This is a genomic window from Caballeronia arationis, from assembly GCF_001544975.2.
In the GTDB taxonomy this organism is placed as follows: Bacteria; Pseudomonadota; Gammaproteobacteria; order Burkholderiales; family Burkholderiaceae; genus Caballeronia; species Caballeronia arationis.
Window position 1 is genome coordinate 57,906 of record NZ_FCOG02000019.1, and the last position, 20,627, is coordinate 78,532.

The following is a 20,627-nucleotide window of genomic DNA, read 5'->3' on the forward strand; positions in this document are numbered from 1 at the left end:
CGGCGCGGCTTCGTGAAAAGCCGCGCCGTTCGCGCTTACACGCCCTGTTTCAGGCTGGCGCTGATGAAGTCGTCGAGGTCGCCGTCGAGCACGGCCTTCGTGTTGCTGATTTCGACGTTGGTGCGCAGATCCTTGATGCGGCTGTTGTCGAGCACGTAGGAGCGGATCTGATGGCCCCAGCCCACGTCCGACTTGCCCGCTTCGAGCTTGTCCTGCTCCGACTGGCGCTTGCGCATTTCCGCTTCGTAGAGGCGCGATTTCAGCATCGCCATGGCCTCGGCGCGGTTGCGGTGCTGCGAGCGGTCGTTCTGGCACTGCACGACGATGCCGCTCGGCGTGTGCGTGATCCGCACGGCCGAATCGGTCTTGTTGATGTGCTGGCCGCCCGCGCCCGAAGCGCGGAACGTGTCGATGCGCAGGTCGGCGGGATTGACGTCGATTTCGAACGAATCGTCGATTTCCGGGTACACGAACACCGACGAGAACGACGTGTGCCGTCCGCCCGACGAATCGAACGGCGACTTGCGCACGAGGCGGTGGATGCCGGTTTCGGTGCGCAGGTAGCCGTACGCGTATTCGCCTTCGACCTTGATCGTCGCGCTCTTGATGCCGGCGATGTCGCCTTCGGATTCTTCGAGCACTTCGGTCTTGAAGCCCTTGCGCTCTGAGTAGCGCAAATACTGGCGCAGCAGCATGGCAGCCCAGTCGCACGCTTCGGTGCCGCCGGCGCCGGCCTGGATATCGATGAAGCAGTTGTTCGGATCGGCCGGATTCGCGAACATCCGGCGGAACTCCATGTCCTCGACGCGCGCCTGCAGCGACGCGGCGTCGGCTTCGCAGGCGACGAGCGTTTCTTCGTCGTTTTCCTCGCGGGCCATGTCGAAGAGGTCCTGCGTGTCGCGCAGGTCGTTATCGAGGTCGGTAAGCGTCGTGACGACGCCGTCGAGCAGCTTCTTTTCCCGGCCGAGCGCCTGGGCGTTCTTCGAGTCGTTCCAGACGTTCGGGTCTTCGAGGACCCGGTTGACTTCGTCTAGACGCTGGGCTTTCGCGTCGTAGTCAAAGATACCCCCGAAGCTCGCCCGCGCGATGGCGCAGGTCGGCGAGAAGGTTCTCGATCGAGTTGAGACGTTCCGCTTCCATGTTCGATTTTTCGGCTGAGTGAAAAGGGGAAATTATAGCCGATCGGATGTTTCCGAAGCGCGCGCCGCACCGCGCCGGGCTTCGCTCGTGGGGCGTCGGTGGCGTTTTTTGGGGGCCGCAGAAGCGGGATTCCGGCCCGCGCCTAGCCCGCTGCGTGCTCGACGATCATCTGCACGCGGGCGATGCCGTTCCACGAGTCGCTGACGAGCCGGTACGCGACGGTCGCGCGTGCCGGAAGGGGCTCGACGTGATTGAACCAGATCGCGGAAAAGCGCTGGCGGCCGCGCGCGAGCTGCAGCTTGAGGTGCTTGTCCTTGACGAGGGCCTGCGACGCCACCTCGAATTCGCCGGAGAACACCGGCGCCGGAAAGCCCTGGCCCCAGACCGCCGCGTCGATCAGCTCGACGAACTGCGGCGTGAAATACGCGTCCTCCAGCTCGCCATCGGTTTCGACGACCCGCGAGAGCGCGTCGGCGGTGAGCCATTCCCGCCCGACCGCTTCGAACGCCGCGGTGAAGCGCGGGATGTCGGCGGTGGCGATCGTCAGGCCCGCCGCCATCGCGTGGCCGCCGAACTTGACGATCATCCCGGCCTCGCGCTTCGAGATCAGGTCGACCGCGTCGCGCAGGTGAAAGCCGGGAATCGAGCGCCCGGAGCCCTTCGACAGCACGCCGCTGTCGTCGGCGTGCGCGAACGTGAACGACGGCCGGTGAAAACGCTCCTTCAGCCGCCCCGCGACGATCCCGATTACGCCCTGATGCCACGCCGGGTTGAAGAGCGTGAGCGTCGCGTGGTCGCCGGGATCGACGGATTGCAGTTCGTCGAGCGCCTGCTGCTGCATGCCCGCCTCGATCTCGCGACGCTCGCGGTTGATCGCGTCGAGTTGCTGCGCGAGTTCCCACGCGCGGCCGATGTCGTCGGTGGTCAGGCACTCGATGCCGAGCGACATGTCCGAGAGCCGCCCCGCCGCGTTCAGGCGCGGACCGAGCGCGAAGCCCATGTCGAAGCCTGAAGCGACGCGCGCGTCGCGCCCGGCCGCGCGAAAGAGCGCGGCGATTCCGGGCTGCATGCGGCCCGCTCGAATCCGCTTCAAACCCTGCGCGACGAGAATCCGGTTGTTCGGATCGAGCTTCACGACGTCCGCGACGGTGCCGAGCGCGACCAGGTCGAGCAGGCCGTCGAGTCGCGGTTCGGGATTCGCGTCGGTGAAGGCGTTGCGGCGGCGCAGTTCGGCCCGCAGCGCAAGCAGCACGTAGAACATCACGCCGACGCCCGCGATGCACTTGCTCGGAAACGTGCAGCCCGGCTGGTTCGGATTGACGATCGCGCGCGCGGGCGGCAGTTCGTCGCCGGGGAGGTGATGGTCGGTCACGAGGACGTCGATGCCGAGCGCGTTCGCGGCCTCGACGCCATCCACGCTCGCGATGCCGTTATCGACCGTGATCAGCAGTTCGGGCTTGCCCGACGGATTGCGCGCGGCCAGCTCGACGATTTCGGGCGTCAGCCCGTAGCCGTATTCGAAGCGGTTCGGCACGAGATAGCCGATTTGCGCGCCGAACATGCGCAGTCCGCGTACGGCGACGGCGCAGGCGGTCGCGCCGTCGCAGTCGTAATCCGCGACGACCAGCATGCGGCGCTTTGCGGCGAGCGCGTCGGCGAGCACGGCGGCGGCTTCGTCACAGCCTTTCAGCCCGACGGGCGCATGCAGGCGCTTGAGTTCGGTCTCGATTTCATCGGGCGTCGTCACGCCGCGCGACGCGTAGAGCCGCGCGATGACCGGATGCAGGCCGTGACGCATCAGCACTTCGGCATCGACGGGGGAGGGGGCGCGGGTGACGATTCGGGTCATGCGGAAAAGGCCGGTGATTTATTCGATGAAGAGCGCGGCGATCGGGCGGCGGCGCCAGAACTTGCGCAGGTTGCCGCGCGTGACGGTGAGCGTGACCGAGCCGGTATCGCTGCAAAGTGTCATGCAGAGCGTGCCGAGCGAGCCGTCGTTCAGCGCGGCGAGGGCGGGCGCGAACCAGTCGGTTTCGAGCTGTTGCAGCGCTGCGTTCCAGCGCGCCCAGTCCTGCTCGATGAACGGCGCCGAGAACGGATCGAGTTCGACGAGCGTGCGGCCCGTTTCGCCCGCTGCGGCGAGCGCGCTGAACGATGCGGGCGGCGAGGCGGGCGGCGAGGCGGGCGCGAGGTCGGCGGCGAGCGCGAGTCCGCGCGTCGCGGCGGCGTCCGACATCACGCGCGCGAACGGGCTCGACACCGTCCGGTACACGCCTTGTCCGTGCAGCCAGATCGAGTTGATCGCGGGCAGGCCGCGCGCTTCGCGCGCCTCGTTCAGCGGATGCTCGAACCAGGCCATCTGCACTTCGTTCTGCAGCTTCATCCACGCGCGCGAGCGCTGGCCGGTCTTCGCTTCGTGCGGCAGCCAGATTTCGATATTGCGCCCGCTCGCCCGCAGCGGCGACGCGCCCGAGAGCGCGCCGAGGCTCTCGCCCGAGACGTACCAGCGCGTCGCGCCCGGCGCCTGCACCTCGATGCCCATCTCTTCGATCAGCGGCTTTACGGTCTGAAAGAGCGCACGGGCTTCGTCGGCGGAGACTTCGAGCGTGGCCGGATCGATCAGCACCAGATGGTCGTGCGCGATGCGCACATGCACCGGTTCGACGCAGGCCCAGCGCGCATCGCCGGGCGTGCCGCCGTCGGCGAGCAGCATGTAGGGCGCGAGCGGCGCGTCGTCGGCCAATGCGCTGTCCGGCGCGTTCGCGACGCCGAACGCGCGCGCGATCCAGCGCTCGTGCGGCAGCGTGCGCTGGAAATCCTCGCCGATCACGCGCTCGTCGAGCGTCGCGCGGGCGAGCAGCTTTTCGAGCGCGGGTGTCTCCAGGTTGTGCAGTGCGGTCGCGGCGTCCGCGGCGGACGGCAGCGCGAACGGGAGCAGAAGGTGGAGGTGGTGAAGAGGCATGATGGTGCGCATTGTATGGCAAACTTCGCGGTTGACTGATCGCCCGGCGCTGGCCTCGCGCCCGCCGGAATGCGCGCCAGGGCGTCCGGTGGGCGTTTGCGTGCGTATATGAAGATGCGCGAAGATTTGCGTCGCGCAAGATCGCATACGGCACACTGGCTGGCTCGCCGGCCTGCTGCCCGCGCGGATCGAAACAAAAGGACTCGCTTGAAACTACCCTACGAATGGCAGATCGGCTGGCGCTATACGCGCGCCAGCAAACGCACGACAGGCAACGGCTTCATCTCCTTCATCGCGCTCGTTTCGATGGCGGGCATCGCGCTCGGCGTCGCCGCCCTGATCGTGGTGCTTTCGGTCATGAACGGCTTTCAGAAGGAAGTCCGCGACCGCATGCTCTCGGTGCTCTCGCACGTCGAAATCTTTTCGCCGACCGGCTCGATGCCGAACTGGCAACTCACCGCGCAGGAAGCGCGCCGCAATCCGGAAGTGATCGGCGCGGCGCCGTACGTCGAGGCGCAGGCGCTCCTCACGCGTCAGGGCGCGGTGAGCGGCGTGGCGCTGCGCGGCGTCGAGCCGTCGCTGGAGCCGCAGGTCTCCGACATCGGCAAGGAGATGCGCGCCGGCTCGCTCGCGAGCCTCGTCCCGGGCGAATTCGGCATCGTGCTCGGCGCCGATCTCGCGACCAACCTCGGCGTCACCACCGGCGACAAGATCACGCTCGTCGCGCCCGAAGGCACGATCACGCCCGCCGGCATGATGCCGCGCCTCAAGCAGTTCACGGTCGTCGGCGTGTTCGAATCGGGGCACTACGAGTACGACTCGACCCTTGCGCTCATCTCCATCCGTGACGCGCAGGCGCTCTTTCGCCTGCCCGCGCCGACCGGCGTGCGCCTGAAGCTGAAAGACATGCAGCGCGCGCCCGAAGTCGCGCACCAGCTCGCGCGCACGCTCTCGGGCGACCTCTACATCCGCGACTGGACGCAGCAGAACAAGACCTGGTTCTCCGCCGTGCAGATCGAAAAGCGCATGATGTTCATCATCCTCACGCTGATCATCGCGGTGGCGGCGTTCAACCTCGTGTCGTCGCTCGTGATGACCGTCACCGACAAACAGGCCGACATCGCCATCCTGCGCACGCTCGGCGCACAGCCGGGGTCGATCATGAAGATCTTCGTCGTGCAGGGCGTGACGATCGGCTTCATCGGGACGGCGATCGGCGTGTCGCTCGGGTGTCTCATCGCATGGAGCATTCCGTGGCTCGTGCCGATGATCGAGCACCTGATCGGCGTGCAGTTCCTGCCGCCTTCGGTGTATTTCATCAGCGAGTTGCCGTCCGAGCTCGTTCCCGGCGACGTCGCGAAGATCGGCATCATCGCGTTCCTGCTGTCGTCGCTCGCGACGCTCTATCCGAGCTGGCGCGGCGCCAAGGTTCGTCCGGCGGAGGCGCTGCGCTATGAGTGACACGAACAACAACATCGTGCTGCAGGCATCGGCGATCTCGAAGACCTTCGTGCAGGGCGGCTTCAACGTGCAGGTGCTGAACAACGCGCAACTCGACGTGTATCGCGGCGAGAAGCTCGCGATCGTCGGCGCGTCGGGATCGGGCAAGAGCACGCTGTTGCACGTGCTCGGCGGACTCGACGAACCGAGCGCGGGCAAGGTGTCGCTGCTTGGCAAGCCGTTCACGGAGCTGAAAGAGCGCGAGCGCAACGAACTGCGCAACCGCGCGCTCGGCTTCGTGTACCAGTTCCATCATCTGCTCGCGGAATTCACCGCGCTCGACAACGTCGCGATGCCGCTCAGAATTCGCCGCATGTCTGAAGACGACGCGCGCAAAGAGGCGATGGTGATGCTGGAGCGGGTGGGCATCGGGCACCGGGCGAAGCATCGGCCGGGTGAGCTCTCGGGTGGCGAGCGGCAGCGCGTGGCGATCGCACGCGCGCTCGTGACGCATCCCGCGTGCGTGCTCGCGGACGAACCGACCGGCAACCTCGACGGCGGCACCGCCGACACCGTGTTCAACCTGATGCTGGAGTTGTCGCAGACGCTCGAGACAAGCTTCGTGATCGTCACGCACGATCCCGACCTCGCCGCGCGCTGCGACCGCATCATGCGGCTGCGCGACGGCGTGCTGTACGAAGAGCCGTCGGTGCCGGTGTAAGCTGCAGGGCATCATGTGGATCGATACGCACTGCCATCTCGATGCTTCCGAATTCGACGCCGACCGCGACGACGTCGCGGCAACGGCCCGGCGCGCGGGCGTGTCGCGTATCGTGATTCCGGGCGTCGAGCGTGCGAACTTCGCGACGGTGCGCGATCTTGCGCATCGCATCGAGGGCGGCGCGTATGCGCTCGGCATTCATCCGCTTTTCACGACGCGCGCCGAGGACGATGACCTGCGCGTGCTGCGCGAAGCGATCGTCGCGAGCCTCGACGATCCGCGTTTCGTCGGCATCGGCGAAATCGGGCTCGACTATTTTGTGCCGACGCTCGACGATGCCCGCCAGCAGTTCTTCTACGACGAGCAGCTGAAACTCGCGCGGGAATTCGATCTGCCCGTGATTTGCCACGTGCGCAAATCGCAGGACAAGGTGCTCAAGGGGCTGCGCGTGCATGGCGTGAAAACCGGCATCGCGCATGCGTTCAACGGCAGTTTCCAGCAGGCCGAGGCGTTCATCGCGCACGGCATGCATCTCGGTTTTGGCGGCAACCTCACATTCGAGCGCGCGCGGCAGATTCGCCGGCTGGCGGAGCAACTGCCGCTGGAGGCGATCGTCCTCGAAACCGACGCGCCCGATATCGCACCGGCCTGGCGTTACAAGGAGCGCAACGCGCCGGATCAGGTCGCGGGCATCGCCAGGGTGCTGGCAGAACTGCGCGGCATCGGCGAAGAGGCGCTTTCCATAGGCACAACGGCTAACGCTCACGCCGCGCTGCCTCGACTCGGGCTTCACTCCTCATAATCGTTCACGTGTCGACGGCGGACATCGGGTGAATCGGTCATCCGGTGCGGATGCGCTCGTCATGAACCTTGGCGAGGGCGTGCGTGCGGGGTGTTCTGATCGGCTTCGCGCTGGGTGTCGGGTGGCTGCAGCAGCAGGCCGTATTGCCGGGGTGGGGCGAGTGGATCGCGTTGTGCGCGGTTTTTTGCGGCGCGTGCGCGCTTGCTTGCCGGAATCGCCGGGCGCTGCTGGTTGCGGCTTGCGCGGTCGGGTTCGGTTACGCAGCCGTGCGCGCCGATGTGCGGCTGCAGGCGCAACTGCCCGCGACCTTCGAGGGGCGCAATCTGGGGCTTACTGGCTTCGTGCGCGGCTTGCCTTCTATCGACAACGACAGCGCGCGCTTTCTCTTCGAAGTCGAATCGAACGATGCGCAGCTTCGTCACTTTCCGCGCGTCGTGCAATTGTCGTGGCTCGCCGTCGATGGCGCTGCGCCGCCCGCGCTCGTCGCCGGCGAGCGCTGGAAGCTCACGGTTCGTCTGAAGCGCGCGCACGGCAACGCGAACTTCGGCACGCGCGACGCCGAGGCGGCGCTCCTCGCACGCGACATCCGCGCGACGGGCTACGTGGCGGAGAACGCGAGCGCGCGCCGGCTTCCTCGCGACGCGCACGGCATCGCGCTGGCGATCGACCGGCTGCGGGCGCATCTGCGCGAGCGCATCGGGCGCACGCTCGGCGCGGCGCCGCATCGCGGGATCGTCGTGGCGCTGGCGGTGGGCGCGCAGGACGGCGTGAGCGACGACGACTGGGCGCTGATGCGCGCGACCGGAACGAGCCATCTGGTGGCGATCTCGGGGTTGCATATCGGCTTTGTCGCCGGGCTGGCGGCGTGGCTGACCGGTTTTCTATGGCGCCGCGCGCGCTGGCGCGGGATGCCGCTGCCGATTTGCGTGGCCGCGCAGAAAGTGGCCGCGGGCGGCGCGGCGGTGTTCGCGGCGTTCTATGCGGGCCTCGCCGGATTCAACGTGCCGGCGCAGCGCGCGTTGTGGATGCTCGGCGTCGTCGCGCTCGCTTCGATGACGGGGCGGCGGCTCGCGCCATCGCTCGTGCTGGCGTGGGCGCTCGCGCTCGTGCTCCTCGCCGATCCGTGGGCGGTCACGGCGGCCGGCTTCTGGCTGTCGTTCTGCGCAGTCGGCGCGATTCTGTTTGCGATCGCGGGGCATGGGCGGCAGTCGTCGAAAGGGCGGGGCGCGGATCGGGATGAATCGGAGCGCGATGTCGACGCGTACGAAGCGCGTCAGCGTGCGATGGAAGCGAGCGCGGGCGAGCCACGCGATGCCTCGCCGGCGCCAAGCATCGTTGCATGTGCGGCCACGAAACATGGTCGGTTACTTCCTGCCGCCACACACCCTGTGCCCGCTTCGCTTGGTCCTGCTGCAACACGGGGCTCCACGCGTCCCTTGAGAAACCGTGCGCGCGCCACGTTGCGCCGGGGACTGCGCCATGCACGCGGAACGGCGAGGCGCCTGCGCACGCACGCCGCATCGAGCGCGCGCGTCCAGTACGCGGTGACGATCGCGCTCGCGCCGCTCACGGCCAACTGGTTTTCGCAGGTTCCGCTCATCGGACCGCTGGCGAATGCCATCGCGATTCCGTGGGTCAGCATGCTCGTCACGCCGGCGGTGCTCGCGGGCGTGCTGCTGCCCGCGCCGCTCGACGGGTTCGCCTACCAGACTGCGCACGCGCTGCTCGCGACGATGTGCGACGCGCTCGCGCACTTCACGAGCCTGACGTGGGCGTTGTGGCGCTTGCCGCAGCCGGGACCGTTCACGCTGGCGGCCGCGGCGGCCGGTGTCGGCTGGGCGCTCGCGCCGCGCGGCTGGCCGTTGCGCTTCGCCGCTCCGCTGACGTGGCTGCCGCTCGTCATGCCCGCGCCGCATGCGCCCCCGCCGGGCGCGTTTCGCCTGACGGCGCTGGATATCGGTCAGGGCTCGTCGATCGTCGTCGAAACGGCGCGCCACACGCTGCTCTTCGACGCCGGTCCTGGCCCCGAATCGACGCGCGCGGGCGAGCGGATCGGCGTGCCGTATCTTTTCGCCGATGGCGTGACGACGCTCGACGCCCTCGTCATCAGCCATTCCGATTCGGATCACGCGGGCGGCGCGCCCGCCGTGCTGCAATCGATCGGCGTGCGCCAGTTCGTTGCCTCCCTGCCGCCGCAGGACACGCTGTGGCGAACCGCCGGCGCGCACCACGCGCGGGCGCTGCGCTGCGCGGCGGGCCAGCGCTGGACGTGGGACGGCGTCGAGTTCGCGATGCTCTGGCCCGACCCGGCGCCGCTCGCGGGCAAGCCAAACGCGCAGTCGTGCGTGCTGAAGGTGACGAGCGCGGCAGGCCGTTCGGCCTTGCTCGCCGCCGACATCGAAGCGGATGTCGAGCGAACGCTGCTGCGGCGCGACTCCGGCGCGTTGCGGGCCGACGTTCTCGTCGTTCCGCATCACGGCAGCAGGACGTCGTCGACCGAGCCTTTCCTCGATTCCGTCAGGCCGCTCGTCGCGGTATTTCAGGTAGGCTATCGCAACCGTTTTCACCATCCGCACCCGACCGTTTTTCAGCGCTATCGCCTGCGCGGGCTCGAACTCTCCCGCAGCGACGAAGACGGCGCCGCGCGCATCGAGGTTTCATCGGCGATTTCGCTCGAACGCTACCGGCAGACGCATGCGCGCTACTGGATGGACCGGTGAACGAAGACATAAAAACCCACGGCACGCGACAAGAGGAGCGCTCACCGCTTGAAGGACATCATTCATTTCTCGCACGCGAACGGGTTTCCGGCATCGACGTACCGGACGATCTTCGCCGAACTCGCCGAGGACTACGAGATCCGCTCAGTGGAGCGCTTCGGCCACGATCCGCGCTATCCGGTCACGCGCGACTGGCCGCGCCTCGTCGACCAGTTGCTCGACGACATCGCGAGCACGCGTCACGGCTCGACGACCGCGCAAGACGAACGCGCCAAGGTATGGCTCGTCGGCCATTCGCTCGGCGGCTATCTCTCGCTGATGGCGGCGCTCAAGCGCCCGCAGTGGGTGAAGGGCGTCGTGATGCTCGATTCACCGGTGATCGGCGGCTGGCGCAGCAGCGTATTGCGCGTGTCGCAGTTCACGGGGCTCGACGAGCGCCTGTCGCCCGCCGCCGCGACAAAAAAACGCCGCACCCAGTGGGCGAGCCGCGACGAGGCGTGGCGCCACTTTCACGCGAAGCCGGCGTTCGCGCGCTGGGACGAACGCATGCTGTCCGACTACATCGACTATGCGATTCCGCAGACGGGCGCGAACGGCGCGCGCACGCTCGCATTCGACCGGCACGTGGAGTACCTGATCTACCGGACGCTGCCGCATACGCTCGGCGCGCGGCTCGCACGCGGCGCGCAGGTGCCGGTCGGCTTTATCGCGGGGACGCATTCGAAGGAAGTGCAGCAAGTGGGGCTCGATCTCACGCGGCGCATCGCGGGCGAGCATTTCGAATGGATCGAGGGCAGCCATCTCTTCCCGATGGAGCGACCGATCGATACTGCGCGCGCCGTGCAGCGAATGCTTAACACGCTCGTCTGATTCGCAGGGAACACGCGCGGCGGGGCAGAAAAAGCGCCGCGCTGCACTGCAAAACTCGCGCGGCGTGCTCTGGGTCGGAGGCGGCCTTTACGGTATAATCCGTTTTTCCCGCGAGCACCTAGCGATGACCAAATATGTATTCGTCACCGGCGGCGTAGTTTCTTCCCTTGGCAAGGGTATTGCCGCCGCTTCCCTCGCCGCGATCCTCGAATCGCGCGGCCTCAAAGTCACCCTCCTCAAGCTTGATCCCTACATCAACGTCGACCCCGGCACGATGAGCCCGTTTCAGCACGGCGAAGTGTTCGTGACGGAAGACGGCGCGGAAACCGACCTCGATCTCGGCCATTACGAGCGCTTCATCAGCACGAAGATGCGCAAGGCCAACAACTTCACGACCGGCCAGATCTACGAATCGGTAATCCGCAAGGAACGCCGCGGCGAGTATCTCGGCAAGACGGTCCAGGTCATTCCGCACATCACGAACGAAATCCAGTCCTTCCTCGAACGCGGCGCCGCAGCGGCGACGTGCGGCGAGCCGGATGTCGCGATCGTGGAGATCGGCGGCACGGTGGGCGACATCGAATCGCTGCCGTTCCTCGAAGCGGCGCGCCAGATGAGCCTGCGCCTCGGGCGCAACAGCGCGTGCTTCGTGCACCTGACGCTGGTGCCGTACATCGCCACCGCGGGCGAACTCAAGACGAAGCCTACGCAGCACAGCGTGCAGAAGCTGCGCGAGATCGGCATCTCGCCGCACGTGCTGCTGTGCCGCGCGGACCGCCGTATTCCCGACGACGAATGCCAGAAGATTTCGCTCTTCTCGAACGTGCCGGAAGACGCGGTCATTTCCGTGTGGGACGTGGACAGCATCTACAAGATTCCGCAGATGCTGCACGACCAGGGCCTCGACCAGATCATCTGCGAGGAGCTCAAGCTCGCGCCGCAGCCGGCCGATCTCGCCATGTGGTCGCAACTGGTCGAGAAGCTCGAGAATCCGAAGAGCGAAGTGACGATCGGCATGGTCGGCAAGTATGTCGAACTCACCGAATCGTACAAGTCGCTGATCGAGGCGCTACGCCACGCGGCCATCCATACGTCGACCAAGGTCAACATCGAGTACATCGATTCCGAGCAGATCGACGTGGAAGGCGTCGAAGGCCTGAAGCATCTCGACGCAGTGCTGGTGCCGGGCGGCTTCGGGCGCCGCGGCACGGAAGGCAAGATCAAGGCGATCCAGTACGCACGCGAATCGAAAACACCTTATCTAGGCATCTGCCTCGGCATGCAGCTCGCGGTGATCGAATTCGCCCGCGACGTCGCCGGTCTCGCCGATGCGAACAGCACCGAGTTCGAGCCGTCGACGCAGAATCCGGTCGTCGCGCTGATTACGGAGTGGTACGACCGCGCGGGCCGCGTGGAAAAGCGCAACGAAGAATCGGATCTCGGCGGCACGATGCGCCTCGGTTCGCAGAAGTGCCCGATCAAGCCGGGCACGATGGCCGAGCGCATCTACGGCACGGATGTGAACGAGCGTCATCGTCACCGTTATGAAGTCAATAACCGTTTCGTGCCCCAACTCGAAGCGGGCGGCCTTATCATCAGCGCCCGTACCCCGAGCGAGGACCTGCCGGAAATGATGGAATTGCCGCAGTCGATGCATCCGTGGTTCGTCGGTGTCCAGTTCCACCCGGAATTCACCTCGACGCCGCGCGACGGCCATCCGCTCTTCAAGGCGTTCGTCGAAGCAGCGCGCGGGCACAGCGAATCGGCCGACGGCACGCAAGCGGCGGAGCAACCGGCGCGCGCCACGGCGGGAGCGCAGGCATGAAACTCTGCGACTTCGACATCGGCCTCGACAAGCCGTTCTTCCTGATCGCGGGCACGTGCGTCGTCGAATCGGAGCAGATGACGATCGACGTCGCCGGGCGACTGAAGGAAATCTGCGCGAAGCTTTCGGTGCCGTTCATCTACAAGTCGTCGTACGACAAGGCGAATCGCAGCTCGGGCAAGTCGTTTCGCGGGCTCGGCATGGACGAAGGCCTGCGCATCCTCGGCGAAGTGAAAAAGCAACTCGGCCTGCCGGTGCTGACTGACGTCCATTCGGAGCACGAGATCGAAGCGGTCGCATCGGTGGTCGACGTCTTGCAGACGCCTGCGTTCCTGTGCCGCCAGACCGATTTCATCCACGCATGCGCGCGTTCGGGCAAGCCGGTGAACATCAAGAAGGGCCAGTTTCTCGCGCCGCACGACATGAAGAACGTGATCGACAAGGCGCGCGACGCGGCTCGCGAAGCGGGTCTTTCGGAAGACCGCTTCATGGCGTGCGAGCGTGGTGTGTCGTTCGGCTATAACAATCTCGTCTCGGACATGCGCTCGCTCGCGATCATGCGCGAGACGAACGCGCCCGTCGTCTTCGATGCCACGCACTCGGTGCAGTTGCCGGGCGGGCAGGGCACGAGTTCCGGCGGCCAGCGCGAATTCGTGCCGGTGCTCGCGCGCGCAGCGGTTGCAACGGGCGTGTCCGGGCTCTTCATGGAGACGCATCCGGACCCGGCGAACGCCAAGTCGGATGGGCCGAACGCGGTGCCGCTGCACCGGATGGAAGCGTTGCTGGAAACGCTCGTCGCGCTCGATCAGGCCGTGAAGCGCGGCCCGTTTCTCGAGAACGATTTCAGCTGAAAGCTCGTCGCGAGCGTCGCTTCGCGACGTTCGCATCAAAAAAAGTGCTGCACGAAGCAGCGCATCGGACAGGGGGAGAACTCAGTGGCGAAGGGCTACATCATCGCGAACATGGAAGTGACGAACCCCGAGCAGTACGCCGATTACCGTGCGCTCGCGCCGGCAGCCATCGAAGCGCATGGCGGCGCGTACCTCGTGCGCGGCGGTCAGAGCGAAACGCTCGAAGGCGCGTTCCATTCGCGCACCGTCGTCCTCGAATTTCCTTCCTTCGAAGCAGCAAAGACGTTCTATCATTCCGCCGAATATGAAGCCGCAAGGCATGTCCGCGAAGGCGCGGCGCGGGTGAACCTGATGGTGGTCGAAGGAGTCTGAGCGGTGCGGCACAACTGTGCCCTGCATCCGCTTCCTTCGAAAATCTTGAGCGAGGCCGGCAGGAAGCGTCGCCGGCAGCAGGAATTCAACGTCATTTCTTGAGGAAACCATGAGTGCTATCGTAGATATCATCGGCCGCGAGATTCTCGATTCGCGAGGCAACCCCACCGTCGAATGCGACGTGCTGCTCGAATCGGGCACAATGGGCCGCGCGGCCGTCCCCTCGGGCGCATCCACGGGATCGCGTGAAGCGATCGAACTGCGCGACGAGGAAGGCAACCGCTACGGCGGCAAGGGCGTGCTGAAGGCCGTCGAGCACATCAATACCGAAATCTCCGAAGCCATCATGGGCCTCGACGCGTCGGAACAGGCGTTCCTCGACAAGACGCTGCTCGAACTCGACGGCACCGACAACAAGTCGCGCCTCGGTGCGAACGCGATGCTCGCCGTGTCGATGGCGGTCGCGAAGGCCGCGGCTGAGGAAGCCGGCCTGCCGCTGTATCGCTATTTCGGCGGCTCGGGCGCGATGCAATTGCCGGTTCCGATGATGAACATCGTCAACGGCGGCGCGCACGCGAACAACAGCCTGGACATCCAGGAATTCATGATCGTCCCGGTCAGCCAGCCGACCTTCCGCGAAGCGCTGCGTTGCGGCGCCGAAGTGTTCCACTCGCTGAAGAAGATCCTGTCCGAGCGCGGCATGAGCACGGCGGTTGGCGACGAAGGCGGCTTCGCGCCGAACTTCGGCAGCAACGACGAGTGCCTCTCCACGATCCTGCAGGCCATCGAGCGAACCGGCTATCGCGCGGGCGAAGACGTGCTGCTCGCACTCGACTGCGCCGCGAGCGAGTTCTACCACGACGGCAAGTACCAGCTCGCGGGCGAAGGCCTGCAGTTGTCGTCGGCGGAATTCACCGACTATCTCGCGACGCTCGCCGACAAGTTCCCGATCATCTCGATCGAGGACGGCATGCACGAAAGCGACTGGGAAGGCTGGAAGATTCTCACGGATCGTTTGGGCAAGCAGATCCAGCTCGTCGGCGATGACCTGTTCGTTACGAACACGCGCATCCTGAAGGAAGGCATCGAGAAGGGCATCGCGAACTCGATCCTGATCAAGATCAACCAGATCGGCACGCTGACGGAAACTTTCGCGGCCATCGAGATGGCGAAGCGCGCGGGCTATACGGCGGTGATTTCGCACCGTTCCGGCGAAACCGAAGATTCGACGATCGCGGACATCGCCGTCGGCCTGAACGCCGGCCAGATCAAGACGGGCTCGCTCTCGCGCAGCGACCGCATCTCGAAGTACAACCAGTTGCTTCGTATCGAAGAAGATCTCGGCGATATCGCGAGCTACCCGGGCAAGTCGGCGTTCTACAACTTGCGCTAAAGCTTTAGCCGAATTGGACGTTAGTTAATTTTTCAGCCCGCCGCCCTCGCGTTTTCGAACGCCGGGCGGCGCTTATTTCGGCTCTCTCAATGCGGCTTGTAACTGTTGTCCTCATCCTCCTGCTGGCGCTGATCCAATATCCGCTGTGGTGGGGACATGGTGGCTGGCTGCGCGTCCACGAATTGCAGGGACAACTCGCGCAGCAGACCCAGAAGAACGCCGACCTCAAACTGCGCAACGAACGCGTGCAGGGCGAAGTCCAGGATTTGCAGAGCGGCACGGCGGCCGTCGAGGAGCGCGCGCGCTACGAGATGGGCATGGTGAAGGACAGCGAGGTTTTCGTGCAGTTCGTCTCGCCGAATTCCGCTGCGCCCGTCAACTCGGCGAACGCGCCCGGCGCGAATGCGTCGACGCGCGGGCAGGTATCGGCGGCACCGCTGCGCGTGGTACCGAATCCGGTGTCGCGTTCGAAGGAAGAGCGTCGCGCGTTCGAAAAGAAAGCCGCGAAGGAAAAGGAAGACGCAAAGAAGAAGCAGGGTGGCTGAACGGAAACCTCGGAAACCTCATCGGTCTTTGGCGTAAAAAAAGCGCGGTCATCGACCGCGCTTTTTTCAATTTTGGCATCTCGTTTTACCACCAGTATCCCGTTCCGAAGCCGACGCCGGTTCCCCAGTACGGACCGCCGCCCCAGCCACCGCTGGAATACCCGCCGTAGATGCTCACAGGCGCCCGGTAATACTGCGACCACGCCTGTGCTTGCGCATCGGCGGCCATTGCCTGCTGCTGTTCGGCGAGCACTTGCTGGTCGATCTGGTTATACCGTTCCTGCTCGTCCTTCGACAGCGGCTGCGCCGGTTGCGTCTGGGCCGAAGGCAGGCGGCTGTAGATCGGCGACGGGCCGGGCGGGTCCATCGTGCAGCCCGTGAGCAACGCAGCAGCGGTCAACGCCGACACCGACAACGAAACACCCCGGAACCACGCAGCGTTTTTCATATCGACCTCCAGCGGGCCGCAGAACCAGACAGACCTGAATCATATCGTGCCGGAACACTCACGGACGGCACGCAGGCCGCCCGTCCCGACGGTCGTGGCACGCGGCCGCTACGCAAAATATCTCGTGAAATCAAGGCTCAATGACGTTGTTGGGAGGCCTCGCTCACTCCTTGTGAGAGTTCCTTTGCGACAAAAAGTTGCGCTACGTCGACGCTGTCGAACTCGTAGCGCTGATTGCAGAACTCGCAATGCACCTCGACGCTACCGCGTTCGTCGATCACCCCGTCGACTTCCTCGCGACCCAGCATCTTCAACATTCCGCCGACTTTCTCGCGCGAGCAGGAGCACTGGAAACGCGTCGCGGCGGGTTCGAAATGCTGCACGTTTTCCTGCCAGAAAAGACGCCGGAACACGGTTTCGGGCTCTTCGCCAAGCAGCTCGTCCACCGAGAGCGTACTGCCCAGATGACACACGCGCTGCCACGTGTCCGCGTCGTGCTCGCCCGGATGCGGGACGATACCGCCGTCGCCGGGAAGTTTCTGCAAAAGCACGCCGACCGCGCGATCCGTATTCGCCGCGAGCCACATGCGCGTGTCGAGCTGTTCCGAGTGATGCATGTAATGTTCCAGCACTTCGGCCATCGAGCCGAGCGGGCCGTGCTCGCCCGACAGCGGCACAATGCCCTGATACGGCTGCTGGCCCGGCCTCTTCTCCTTCGGATCGAGCGTGATCACGCAGCGGCCGCGTCCGTGCTGGTTGAGCAGGTCCGCAAGCGACATGCCGTCGGTGATGCGCTCGGCGGCGTCGTCGGCGAGTTTTGCCGTGGCGCGCAGCGAAAGATCCGAACTGCACTGGACGACCAGCATGGTCACCGGCCCGTCGCCGTAGATCTGCATGATGAGCGTGCCGTCGAACTTGAGGTTCGCCGACAGGAGCGCGCAGGCAGCCGTCATCTCGCCGAGCACGTTGCGCACGGGCGCCGGATAAGAGCGGCGCGCGAGCACTTCCTGCCACGTATTGCGCAGCGAGACGATCTCGCCGCGCACGGGCGCCGCGTTGAACATGAATTTCTGCAACTGGTCGTTCACAACTCTTCCTTTCGATACGGCGCCACGACGTGCCGCGGACCGCCTTTCAGCCAATCCGCACAAGTTGCGCCTTGTAGTATTCGCGCCGGTCCGCGTAACTGCGCGTGGCCGACTGGATGCGGGCGATGTCCGCCTCGGTGATCTCGCGCACCGCCTTCGCGGGCGATCCGAGGATCAGCGTGTTGTCGGGGAACACCTTGCCTTCGGTCACCACTGCGCCCGCGCCAACCAGACAGTTGCGGCCGATTACCGCACCATTCAAGACCACCGCCTGGATTCCGATCAGCGCGCCTTCCTTGATCGTGCAGCCGTGCAGCATCGCCTGATGGCCGACGGTGACGTTCGCCTCGATGGTCAGCGGAAAACCCGGGTCGGCATGCAGGATCGCGCCTTCCTGGACGTTGCTGCCGCGCCCGACGACGATCGGCTCGTTGTCGCCGCGCAGCGCCGCGCCGAACCAGACGCTCGAATTTTCCTCGAGCGTCACGCGGCCGATGATGGTCGCGGTGTCCGCGAGAAACACGCTTTCGTGGATGGTGGGGGCCTCGTCGCCGAGCTTGTAGATGGCCAACTGTGTCTCCTGGTCGGTGGGGACGGTGCGCGCATCGACGCCTTCGGTACGCAAACCCGGCGCTACAATGCCGGACGGCGGCGTACCTTTTCAGCTTTGTCCGATGGCGAAGTCCGGTTCGTAAAGCGCCATTTTAGCCTTTTGCGCGCGAAGCCCGGCGCGCGGCGCCCGTCTCTACTGCCCGAACGTTCCTCGCAATGCCCGACGCTTCCTCCCCGACCGGTCCCGATTTGCGCTGCGCCCGCCAGGCGGCGCTCGACATCCTTTGCGAGCGCGATCCGCAGATGAAAGCCGCGCGCGCCCGCGAGCTTTACGCTCAAGTCCAATCCGGCAAGGTATCGGTCGATCCTTCGCTTCAGCTTGCCGAACCTGCCTGCCTGCCCGGCCGTCCGGAACGGCCGCCGCTCGTCGAACCGGGATCGCTCAAGCGCCGCGGGATGCAGACCGAAGCGGGGCGGGCAGTGCTCCTGCACGCGCTCGCACATATCGAATTCAACGCGATCAACCTCGCGCTCGACGCCGTCTGGCGCTTTCCATCGATGACGGATGAATTTTATCTTGACTGGTTGAAAGTCGCTGCGGAGGAGGCGTATCACTTTTCGCTGTTGAGCGCGCGACTCGGCGAGTTCGGCCACGTCTACGGCGACTTTCCGGCGCACGACGGACTCTGGGAAATGGCCGAGCGCACCCGCGCTGACGTGCTCGCGCGCATGGCGCTCGTCCCGCGCACGCTGGAGGCGCGCGGTCTCGACGCGTCGCCGCCGATTCGCAAGCGCCTCGCGCAGGCGGGCGATCACGCGTCGGCCGCAATTCTCGACGTGATCCTGCGCGACGAAATCGGCCATGTGCTGATTGGCAACCGCTGGTTCCGGCATCTCTGCGACGCGGCGGGCACCGATCCGCACGTCACCTATGTGTGCCTCGCCGAGCAGTATCGCGCGCCGAAACTGCGCGGCCCGTTCAACTTCGAGGCGCGCCGCGACGCCGGTTTCGACGAAGCCGAACTGCGCGCGCTCGCGCAACTCGACGACTAGCGCGTCTCAAAATCAGCGCCGCTGGCTATAATCGAACGATCATTCTTTTTGGAGCCCGCGATGCGCATTTCTTCCTCCGAATTCGTCGATGCGCGCGGCGTGCGCCTGCATGTGCGGCGGTGGAGCGCCCATTCGCCCGATGCGCCGCTGCTCTTCATGCTGCACGGCTGGATGGACGTGGCGGCGTCGTTCCAGTTCGTCGTCGACGCGCTCGGCGACGGCTGGCAGGTGATCGCGCCCGATGCGCGCGGCTTCGGCCTGTCCGCGTGGCCTGTCGCGGAGCGCGGCGGCGGCCATTACTGGTTCCAGGACTACCTCGCCGACCTCGACGTGCTGCTCGACCACTACGCGCCGCACGGCGAAGTGAATCTCGTCGGCCACAGCATGGGCGCGAATGTCGTCGGGCTTTACGCGGGCGTGCGGCCCGAGCGCGTTCGCCGGGTAGTCGATCTGGAAGGCTTCGGCCTCGCCGCGGGCGATCCGAAGCGCTCGCCCGCGCGCATCGCGCAATGGCTCGACGATCTGCGCGTGCCGCCCGAACTGCGCAGCTACGCGACGCTCGATGAAGTCGCCGAACGTCTGATCCGCACGAATCCGCGTCTTGCGCGGCCGCGCGCGCGGTTCCTCGCAGAACACTGGTCGAAGGAAGGCGCGGACGGACGCTTTCACCTGCTCGCCGATCCCGCCCACAAGCTGCGCGGACCGTTGCTTTATCGGCTCGACGAGGTGACGGCGGTCTGGTCGCAGGTGCGCGCGAGGGTCCTGCACGTCGAAGCTGCCCATTCGTCGACGCTGGCGTCGATCGCGGGCGACGTCCCGCTCGACGAATTCAAGGCGCGCTTTGCCGCTTTTCCCGACTGGCGCGAGGAAATCGTCGAGAACGCGGGGCATATGCTGCATCACGATCAGCCCGAGCGCGTTGCCGCGCTCATCGCGCAGTTCTGCGAGGGTTAGGGCACGCGGCCCGAATCGTGCGTTGCAGTAGAATGTCAGTGAATTCCCAGCACATTACGATGAACGCCGATCTCCATTGCCACTCCACCGTTTCAGACGGCCTGCTCGCACCTTCCGAGGTCGCGCGGCGCGCGCACGCGAACGGCGTGACGCTGTGGGCGCTAACCGATCACGACCAGCTCGGCGGCCAGCAGGAAGCGCGCGAAGCGGCCGAGGCGCTCGGCATGCGCTATCTCGCGGGCGTGGAAATCTCGGTGACGTGGGCGGGGCGCACGGTACACGTCGTCGGCCTGAACGTCGACCCGCAGAACCAGCAGTTGCTCGACGGCCTCGCCGCCACGCGCGACGGCCGGGCGGCGCGCGGCGAGGCGATCGGCGAGGCGCTCGCGAAGGTCGGCATCCCGAATTGCTACGAAGGCGCATTGCGCTACGTAAACGATCCGAAAATGATCTCGCGCACGCATTTCGCCCGGTATCTGGTGGAAGAAGGCCTCGCGCAATCGACTTCGGATGTCTTCGCGCGCTATCTCGGCGAGGGCAAGCCGGGATTCGTCGGCCATCGCTGGTCGAAGCTGACGGACGCGTTGAAATGGATCAGGGAGGCGGGCGGCGAGGCGATCATCGCGCATCCCGGCCGCTATAACTTCACGCCGATCGAATTCGCGGCGCTCTTCGACGAGTTCATTGAGCTTGGCGGCAACGCCATCGAAGTGGTGACCGGCAGCCATACGCCGGACCAGTATCGCGAGTACGCTGACGTCGCGCGCCGGTATGGTTTTTACGCGTCGCGCGGCTCGGACTTTCACGGCGCGGGTGAAGGCCGGATCGACCTCGGACAGCTTCCGCCGCTTCCCGCCGATCTCAAGCCCGTCTGGGAGCACTGGCTCTAAA

At 65.8% G+C, this 20,627-nt stretch carries 19 protein-coding genes; 13 read left to right on the forward strand and 6 right to left on the reverse strand.

All coding sequences use genetic code 11. The features are described 5' to 3' along the window. Positions 1 to 35: 35 nt before the first annotated feature. From prfB to AWB81_RS14030, 3 genes are all read right to left on the reverse strand, one after another. Positions 36 to 1,140 (reverse strand): peptide chain release factor 2 gene (gene prfB / locus AWB81_RS14020; RefSeq protein ID WP_096032058.1). Its coding sequence is split into 2 segments (ribosomal slippage): positions 36 to 1,058 and positions 1,060 to 1,140, totalling 1,104 coding nucleotides; the frame shifts between segments, so codons are not numbered across the junction. Between the two features lie 142 nt (positions 1,141 to 1,282). Further along, positions 1,283 to 2,989: a single-stranded-DNA-specific exonuclease RecJ gene (gene recJ, locus AWB81_RS14025; protein ID WP_062636283.1), complete on the reverse strand. Its 1,707-nt coding sequence runs from the start codon at positions 2,987 to 2,989 to the stop codon at positions 1,283 to 1,285. Positions 2,990 to 3,007: 18 nt separating this feature from the next. Continuing rightward, positions 3,008 to 4,114 carry a hypothetical protein gene (locus tag AWB81_RS14030; protein WP_062636285.1) on the reverse strand — a complete coding sequence of 369 codons (1,107 nt, stop codon included), beginning with the start codon at positions 4,112 to 4,114 and terminating at the stop codon, positions 3,008 to 3,010. 195 nt (positions 4,115 to 4,309) lie between these two features. Between AWB81_RS14030 and AWB81_RS14035 the strand changes: the two genes are divergently transcribed. From AWB81_RS14035 to ftsB, 10 genes are all read left to right on the forward strand, one after another. Continuing rightward, positions 4,310 to 5,563 (forward strand): lipoprotein-releasing ABC transporter permease subunit, encoded by a 1,254-nt coding sequence (locus AWB81_RS14035; protein ID WP_062636286.1) that lies wholly within the window; start codon positions 4,310 to 4,312, stop codon positions 5,561 to 5,563. After that, complete coding sequence (gene lolD, locus AWB81_RS14040; RefSeq protein ID WP_062636288.1) at positions 5,556 to 6,263, forward strand: lipoprotein-releasing ABC transporter ATP-binding protein LolD; 708 nt, start codon at positions 5,556 to 5,558, stop codon at positions 6,261 to 6,263. The genes AWB81_RS14035 and lolD overlap by 8 nt, the downstream gene beginning before the upstream one ends. Positions 6,264 to 6,276: 13 nt before the next feature. Then, entirely contained in the window at positions 6,277 to 7,065 is a 789-nt protein-coding gene (locus tag AWB81_RS14045) for a TatD family hydrolase (RefSeq protein WP_062636291.1), read from the forward strand. A gap of 83 nt (positions 7,066 to 7,148) precedes the next feature. Further along, positions 7,149 to 9,785, forward strand: coding sequence for a ComEC/Rec2 family competence protein (locus AWB81_RS14050; protein ID WP_062636294.1), 2,637 nt, complete (start codon positions 7,149 to 7,151; stop codon positions 9,783 to 9,785). A 48-nt stretch (positions 9,786 to 9,833) separates the two neighbouring features. Further along, complete coding sequence (locus AWB81_RS14055; protein WP_062636296.1) at positions 9,834 to 10,655, forward strand: alpha/beta fold hydrolase; 822 nt, start codon at positions 9,834 to 9,836, stop codon at positions 10,653 to 10,655. A gap of 124 nt (positions 10,656 to 10,779) precedes the next feature. Then, positions 10,780 to 12,480, forward strand: a complete 1,701-nt coding sequence (gene pyrG / locus AWB81_RS14060) for a CTP synthase (RefSeq protein ID WP_062636298.1) — start codon at positions 10,780 to 10,782, stop codon at positions 12,478 to 12,480. Next, the gene (gene kdsA, locus AWB81_RS14065; RefSeq protein ID WP_062636300.1) at positions 12,477 to 13,331 is read left to right on the forward strand and encodes a 3-deoxy-8-phosphooctulonate synthase; all 855 of its coding nucleotides are present in this window, start codon (positions 12,477 to 12,479) and stop codon (positions 13,329 to 13,331) included. The genes pyrG and kdsA overlap by 4 nt, the downstream gene beginning before the upstream one ends. Before the next feature lie 84 nt (positions 13,332 to 13,415). Continuing rightward, complete coding sequence (locus AWB81_RS14070) at positions 13,416 to 13,703, forward strand: DUF1330 domain-containing protein (RefSeq protein WP_062636302.1); 288 nt, start codon at positions 13,416 to 13,418, stop codon at positions 13,701 to 13,703. Between the two features lie 109 nt (positions 13,704 to 13,812). Continuing rightward, complete coding sequence (eno, locus tag AWB81_RS14075; protein ID WP_062636304.1) at positions 13,813 to 15,096, forward strand: phosphopyruvate hydratase; 1,284 nt, start codon at positions 13,813 to 13,815, stop codon at positions 15,094 to 15,096. 89 nt (positions 15,097 to 15,185) lie between these two features. Then, complete coding sequence (gene ftsB, locus AWB81_RS14080; RefSeq protein WP_062636306.1) at positions 15,186 to 15,641, forward strand: cell division protein FtsB; 456 nt, start codon at positions 15,186 to 15,188, stop codon at positions 15,639 to 15,641. A gap of 85 nt (positions 15,642 to 15,726) precedes the next feature. On the opposite strand, the gene AWB81_RS14085 is transcribed toward ftsB, so the two are convergent. The 3 genes from AWB81_RS14085 to AWB81_RS14095 all read right to left on the reverse strand — a co-directional run bounded on the left by AWB81_RS14085 (position 15,727) and on the right by AWB81_RS14095 (position 17,748). After that, the gene (locus tag AWB81_RS14085) at positions 15,727 to 16,089 is read right to left on the reverse strand and encodes a hypothetical protein (RefSeq protein WP_062636308.1); all 363 of its coding nucleotides are present in this window, start codon (positions 16,087 to 16,089) and stop codon (positions 15,727 to 15,729) included. Between the two features lie 137 nt (positions 16,090 to 16,226). Further along, complete coding sequence (hslO, locus tag AWB81_RS14090; RefSeq protein ID WP_062636310.1) at positions 16,227 to 17,177, reverse strand: Hsp33 family molecular chaperone HslO; 951 nt, start codon at positions 17,175 to 17,177, stop codon at positions 16,227 to 16,229. A 46-nt stretch (positions 17,178 to 17,223) separates the two neighbouring features. After that, entirely contained in the window at positions 17,224 to 17,748 is a 525-nt protein-coding gene (locus AWB81_RS14095) for a gamma carbonic anhydrase family protein (RefSeq protein ID WP_062636312.1), read from the reverse strand. A gap of 197 nt (positions 17,749 to 17,945) precedes the next feature. Here AWB81_RS14095 and AWB81_RS14100 point away from each other — a divergent pair, with 197 nt between their 5' ends. From AWB81_RS14100 to AWB81_RS14110, 3 genes are read left to right on the forward strand one after another with little or no spacing between them, the layout of a single operon-like run. Further along, complete coding sequence (locus AWB81_RS14100; RefSeq protein ID WP_062636314.1) at positions 17,946 to 18,782, forward strand: ferritin-like domain-containing protein; 837 nt, start codon at positions 17,946 to 17,948, stop codon at positions 18,780 to 18,782. Between the two features lie 60 nt (positions 18,783 to 18,842). Further along, positions 18,843 to 19,736, forward strand: a complete 894-nt coding sequence (locus AWB81_RS14105; RefSeq protein ID WP_062636316.1) for an alpha/beta fold hydrolase — start codon at positions 18,843 to 18,845, stop codon at positions 19,734 to 19,736. A gap of 59 nt (positions 19,737 to 19,795) precedes the next feature. Continuing rightward, entirely contained in the window at positions 19,796 to 20,626 is an 831-nt protein-coding gene (locus AWB81_RS14110; protein ID WP_062636401.1) for a 3',5'-nucleoside bisphosphate phosphatase, read from the forward strand. The last annotated feature ends 1 nt before the right edge of the window (position 20,627 follow it).